General features: G+C 72.8%; 5 protein-coding genes. 4 read left to right on the top strand and 1 reads right to left on the bottom strand.

Going from position 1 to position 5993, the window contains the following annotated elements; translation table 11 throughout:
• Window positions 1–119 precede the first annotated feature (119 nt).
• Together MNZ29_RS15730 and MNZ29_RS15725 are read left to right on the top strand one after the other, a co-directional pair.
• On the top strand, window positions 120–419 hold the full coding sequence (locus MNZ29_RS15730; protein WP_242355839.1) for a hypothetical protein: 300 nt from the start codon (window positions 120–122) through the stop codon (window positions 417–419).
• A gap of 3 nt (window positions 420–422) precedes the next feature.
• Window positions 423–2195: a histone deacetylase gene (locus MNZ29_RS15725; protein WP_242355837.1), complete on the top strand. Its 1773-nt coding sequence runs from the start codon at window positions 423–425 to the stop codon at window positions 2193–2195.
• Window positions 2196–2198: 3 nt separating this feature from the next.
• On the opposite strand, the gene MNZ29_RS15720 is transcribed toward MNZ29_RS15725, so the two are convergent.
• Complete coding sequence (locus MNZ29_RS15720; protein ID WP_242355835.1) at window positions 2199–2702, bottom strand: TlpA disulfide reductase family protein; 504 nt, start codon at window positions 2700–2702, stop codon at window positions 2199–2201.
• 236 nt (window positions 2703–2938) lie between these two features.
• Between MNZ29_RS15720 and MNZ29_RS15715 the strand changes: the two genes are divergently transcribed.
• Both MNZ29_RS15715 and MNZ29_RS15710 read left to right on the top strand, forming a co-directional pair.
• Complete coding sequence (locus tag MNZ29_RS15715; protein ID WP_242341108.1) at window positions 2939–4270, top strand: hypothetical protein; 1332 nt, start codon at window positions 2939–2941, stop codon at window positions 4268–4270.
• Window positions 4270–5316 (top strand): cytochrome c3 family protein, encoded by a 1047-nt coding sequence (locus MNZ29_RS15710; RefSeq protein ID WP_242355833.1) that lies wholly within the window; start codon window positions 4270–4272, stop codon window positions 5314–5316. The genes MNZ29_RS15715 and MNZ29_RS15710 overlap by 1 nt, the downstream gene beginning before the upstream one ends.
• Window positions 5317–5993: the final 677 nt, after the last annotated feature.

The following is a 5993-nucleotide window of genomic DNA, read 5'->3' as shown; positions in this document are numbered from 1 at the left end:
GCCCGGCTCGCGGCCGGGTTTTTGCCCCCCCTGCCGCGCCGGGCGCGGGGCCCCCCCCCCCCGGGGGGGCCCCGCGCCACGTTCCGGACCGCGGGCCCGCGCTGCGCTACACTCGGGGCATGCTCAAGCTCCTCGCGATCCTGCGCTCGATCTTCCTCGTCTTCATCGTCGGGTACACGGTCCGTGCGACGCCGTTCCTGACCGACGCGCGCACCTTCGACGAGCAGTACGCCCGCTGCGCCAGCGCGCTCGGGCTCCTCCTGCGGGCGGCCTGGATCGCCATCGCCTGGATCGCCTTCGAGACGGCCATCGGCTGGTGGCTCGCGGCCCGGGCCGGCCGCGCCTCGCGCGCGAAGCTCGGCGCCGACGTGCCGAGGGGAGGCGGCGAGCCGCCGTTCGCGCCGCCGGGCCACCGGTAGCCCTTGCTGCGGGCCCGCACCCTCCTCTACCGGCTCCGCTCCTGGCTTCACCGCCGGGACGTGAGCGTCTGGTACGACCCGCGGTACCGCCTGCCGCTGTCCGGGCTCGAGGTCGGCGCGGGGATGGAGCCGCGCCGCGCCGACTTCGTCATGTGGTGGCTGCGCGAGTGCGGCGCCGTGCCCGCGAGCGCGGTGCACGCGCCCCGCCGCATCGCCTACGACGACCTCGCCCGCGTCCACACGCCCGAGCTGCTCGAGTCGCTCGGGCGGCCCGCGACCATGGCCCACATCTTCGCGGTGGACCCCTCCGACGTGCCGGTGGACGAGGTCATGACCACCATCCGCCTCGCCTGCGGCGCCACCCTGGCCGCGGCGCGAGAGACGCTCCGGACGAAGCACCCCGCCCTGAACCTGCTCGGCGGGTTCCATCACGCCGCCCCCGGCGCGGCGGGCGGCTTCTGCCCGGTGAACGACGTGGCCGTCGCGGTGGCGGCGCTGCGCGAGGACGGCTTCTCGGCGCGCGTCGCGGTGCTCGATCTCGACGCCCACCCGCCCGACGGGATCGCCGCCTGCCTGGCCCGGGACCGCGACCGCTGGATCGGCTCCATCTCCGGATCCGACTGGGGCCCGCTCGAGGACGTGGACGAGACGGTCCTGCCGGAGGGAGCCGGCGACGCGGCGTACCTCGAGGCGCTCACCGCCCTCCTCGAGCGGATGCCGCGCCCGCAGCTCGCGTTCGTGCTCGCGGGGGGCGACGTGCTGCAGGGGGATCGCTTCGGGAAGCTCGGGCTCACGCTCGAGGGGGCCCGCGAGCGCGATCTCCTCGTGGCGACGGAGCTCGACGGGGTCCCGACGGTGTGGCTGCCCGCCGGCGGCTACTCCAGCCTCGCCTGGCGCGTGCTCGGCGGGACGGGCATGGCCCTCGCGGCGGGCTCCTCCGAGCCCATCCCCGCCGACTACGACCCCCTCGGCGCGCGCTTCACGGTGCTGTCCCACGAGATGTCGCCGGGCGAGCTCACCGAACAGGGCGAGCTCACCGCCGACGACCTCGAGGAGGCGCTCGGGATCCGGCCGCACCGGCAGCGGCTCCTGCTCGGCTTCTACACCGCCTCCGGGATGGAGCACGCGCTCTTCCGCTACGGGATCCTCGCTCAGCTCGAGCGGCTCGGGTACCGGCAGTTCCGCGTCACGTTCGACTCCACCGGCCTCGGCGAGCGGATCCGCGTGTACGGCGAGTCGGAGGCCCAGGAGCACGTGCTCGTGGAGATCGTCCTCGAGCGCAGGCGGGTCCTCGGCGTGGAGGTCCTGTACGTCCACTGGCTCTCGCTGCGGAACCCGCGCGCGCAGTTCAGCGAGCGCCGGCCGCGCCTCCCCGGCCAGGACGTCCCGGGCCTCGGGCTCGCGCGCGAGGCGGGCACGATGCTCGCGCGCATGGCGGTCCGGCTCGGCCTCGGCGGGGTCGTGTTCCGGCCGGCCTATTTCCACACCGCCTACGCCGCCCGCTACGCGTTCGCCTTCATCGACCCCGAGCGGCAGGGCCGCTTCGACGCGCTCATCCGGGACCTCGCCGACGTGCCGCTCCTCGAGGCGACGAACGCGGTCGCCGAGGGGCGGGTGCTCATGGACGGCGAGCCGTACACGTGGGAGGCGGACGAGATGGCGTACTGGCTGCGCGAGTCGCCCGCCGACGCGGGCGAGGTCGAGCGCGAGCGGGAGCGGGTGCGGTTCTCGCTCGTGCCGGCGCCCGTGCCGCCTTCTCCGGAAACCCGCTCCTGACGGTCACTCCCCGAGGAGCTCGCGGACCTCGCCCTCCAGCTTTCGCCCCTCCGCCACGTCGTATCCCAGGTGGACGAAGCGGACGACCCCGGCGCGGTCCACGAGGAGGGTCGTCGGCAACCGGCTGATCGAGAACGGCGCCGAGAGGCGGCCCCCGCCGCGGTCCCACAGGATGGGGAACGACACCGGGGTCGCCGAGAGGAACGCCTCCACCATCGCGCGGTCCTCGTCGAAGGCGACGCCGTACACGGCGAGCCCCCGTGAGCCGTAGTCGCGGGCGAGCCGGTCGAGGAGGGGGAGCTGCTCGCGGCACGGCTCGCACCAGCTCGCCCAGAAGTCGATGATCCGCACCTTCCCGGCCGAGTCGGCCGGGACCCGCACCTCCCGCCCCGCCAGGTCCTCCGCGGCGAGCTCCGCGCGCTGGCCGATCAGGGGGGAGCGCTGGACGGTGCGCCCTCCGGCGCAGGCCGTGGCGAGGAGAGCGAGGAGCACGAGAGCGCGGCGCATCGTCACATCATAATCGGGGGCCGGCAGGGCGCCGGCTTCACGCTCCGTCCACCCGCGCAGACGCCCGCCCCCGGCGATGGAAATCCCGTACCGCAACGGAGGTTTCCGGGGTGTAAATGATCTTCGACAAGATTGAGCGAAGCACCCTGTGTCATCGTCCGCGGAACTCCGCGGCCGTTGGCCGGCGCCTCCGCCGAGCCTTGCCGCGACGCACCCACGCTCGAGGTGAGCTCCTGATGCGCAACATCACACCAGTCATCGCCCTCGGACTGGCGATCCTCGCCGGCCCCGCGGTGCGGGCAGACACGGTCGAGGTGACCTCGACCACGCTCCTCACCGTGGGTGAGCAGACGCGCGGCGGCGTGCCGGGTGAGAAGCCCGAGCTCGTCACCGTCGCCCCCGCGTACGAGATCCTCAACATCGCCGCGCGCGGCGTGACGAACCCGATCGCGAAGGACCTGCAGCTCGTCGTCTCGACCTGGGGCTCGTACGAGCTCGCGGATCGGCGCTGGGACAACGGGACGGGCTCGGACCTGACCGGCGACGTCATGACGGGCTACCTCTCGGGCCGCCTGCTCGGCGACGCGCTGACGCTCCGGCTCGGCCGGACGCACGTCATGACCGGCGTCGCGCGGATGATCCAGCTCGACGGCGGCGAGGCGATCGTGACGCTGCCCTTCGGCCTCCGCCTCTCCGGCTATGCCGGCGCGCCGGTGTCGCAGCGGTTCGGCACGCGCAGCGGCGTCCGCAGCTGGAACCCGGTCGCGGGCGATCTCGCCTACGGCGGGCGCGCGGCGGTCTTCGTCCCCATCCCGGGCTACGCGGGGCGCGGCCTCGACGTCGGCGCCTCGGCGAACTTCGTCGAGGACGGCGGCGACCCCGTCCGCCAGGAGGTCGGGGCGGACTTCCGCCTCCAGCCGCTGGCGAAGAACCTCACCCTCTCCGGCTTCGGCTCCTACAGCCTCTACGACGAGCGGTTCTCCGAGGGGAACGCGGCGGTGAGCTGGTCGGTGAAGCCGCGGCTGCACCTCACGGCCGACTGGCGCTTCACCGCGCCGGACCTCTTCCTGGCGCGGAACTCGATCCTGTCCGTCTTCTCGACCGAGCGCCGCAACGACATCGGCGGCGGCGTCCGCTACGAGCTCCAGCACGGGCTCGAGGTCGGGGCCGACTACCACCTCGCCATCGAGCCCGGCGAGGACGGCGACTACTACGGCCACCTGGTCCAGGGAAGCCTCGACTGGGAGCGCGGCGAGACCGCCGCCGGCGCCGAGGTGTTCTACCTGGACGCCCTCGAGAACGGGTACGTCGGCGGCCGGCTCTTCGGTCGCCAGGACTTCGGCAAGTTCTTCGCCGCGGCGGACGTGCTCGGTCACTTCTTCCGCGAGCAGGTGAACGGCGAGGACTACTCGATCTCCGGCACGCTCACGGCGGGCGTCGAGCTCGCCAAGGGCTTCAGCGCCGTCGTCGCGGGGCGCGCCGGCATGACCCCCTTCCTGGAGCAGACGTACGACGTCATGGCGAAGCTCGTTTACAACCAGACCTACCGCATCCGGGAGGTGCGCTAATGAACCGCACGCTCCCCGTCGTCCTCGCGGCCGCGCTCGTCGCCGCGGGCTGCAGCGCCAAGGCGAAGAACGTCGAGAAGGACGAGAAGGCCCAGCGGCCCGAGACCGAGTTCGTGCACTCGATCCACGTGGATCAGGGCATCGAGTGCACTGACTGCCACGCCGGGATCGACAAGGCGACCTCGCTCACCCAGCGGCACCTCCCCGCCACCGACAAGTGCAAGGAGTGTCACGAGGACAAGACCGCGCCGAAGCCCGCCGCGATCGAGCCGCGCCTCAGCTTCTCGCACGCCAAGCACCTCGGCCAGGCCGCGGTGAAGGGGAAGTGCGACACCTGCCACAAGAAGCTCCCGGAGGCCGGTGAGCCGTTCTGGTCGCCGCCGATGGACATCTGCACCTCCTGTCACAAGCACCAGACCGACTTCAACGAGGGCCGCTGCCGGCCCTGCCACGTGGACCTGAAGGGCTACTTCCCCGAGCGCGCGTACGCGCACAAGGGCGACTGGCTCCGGCTCCACGGTCCGCTCGCGCGCCCGAGCGCGGAGAGCTGCGCGCAGTGCCACGACCAGACCTACTGCTCGCAGTGCCACTCGCCCACCACGGCGGCCGCCCGCCCCTCGATCATCTTCCCCGAGGAGGTGAAGCGGGACTTCATCCACCGCGGTGACTACGTCTCGCGCCACATGATCGAGGCCGCCCAGGATCCGGCGAGCTGCTCGCGCTGCCACGGCAAGAAGTACTGCGAGTCCTGCCACGAGCAGCAGAACCTGACGAAGCTCTTCAGCGGCTCGCGGGTCCCCGCGACGCACGAGAAGGCCGGCTGGGCGAACGACCGCGCGAGCGGGAACTTCCACGGCGACGCCGCCCGCCGCGACATCTCGAGCTGCGCCGCCTGCCACGACCAGGGCGCCGACTCGGTCTGCGTGCTCTGCCACCAGGTCGGCGGCGCGGGCGGGAACCCGCACCCGCGGACGTTCCTCCGCAAGCACGACGACGACGACCGCCGGAACAACAACATGTGCGCGGCGTGCCACCACGGCACGTAACGTGAGCTGATCCTCGGCCCGGGCCGCGCCAAGCGCGGCCCGGGCCTTTCCACGTCGGCGAACGATACCGGGCCTGCGGCGGGCGTCCTCGCTCCTCGCGCCTGCGGCGTACGGAGGCAGTCTCAGGATTCGAACACATTTTCGGCTGCTCTAACCGAGGGAGCGGCTTCGGTCGGCCGAGCGGCGCACCGCGCGCTCCGGCTGGGCATCGACGGGTCAGCACGCGCGCGCCGGGAACGCTCCGGGCGGAGCACTGCGGGCGGCAGAGCGGTGAGCGTCACCGGCGGGGGCGCAGGGGTTCGGAAGCCCGGAAGTACGCGAGCGGCGAGTCGACGCTCTAGCCGCGCGGCCATTGCGAGTTCAACCCCGGTTCGCCGGAGGTTCGGCCAGCTCCGTCGCGGCCGCGAATCAGGGCGCCCACATGCCCAGCTGCATCCCGGGACGCAGGGGCACCGCGCCAGCGCGCGAGAGTGTCGATGGCCTATCGCCCGCGTCGCGGCGGAAGCGATCCATGTGCTCGCGCCCGAAGGTGCTCTCCGCGTGAAGCAGGTTGTGGGCTCGGCCTGACGGATCCCCTCAAATCAGCACACCTGAGCGGCAGCGATACGCTCTCGGAGTGAGTCCCATGGTTCTTCCGCCAGGGCGCCTTCGAGGAGGTCCGGCGCGTGGTCCGCGAG

It is taken from the genome of Anaeromyxobacter sp. SG64, assembly GCF_022690745.1.
In the GTDB taxonomy this organism is placed as follows: Bacteria; Myxococcota; Myxococcia; order Myxococcales; family Anaeromyxobacteraceae; genus Anaeromyxobacter; species Anaeromyxobacter soli.
Note: the sequence above shows the minus strand (reverse complement) of the source record. Positions and strands in the feature narration are given on the sequence as shown.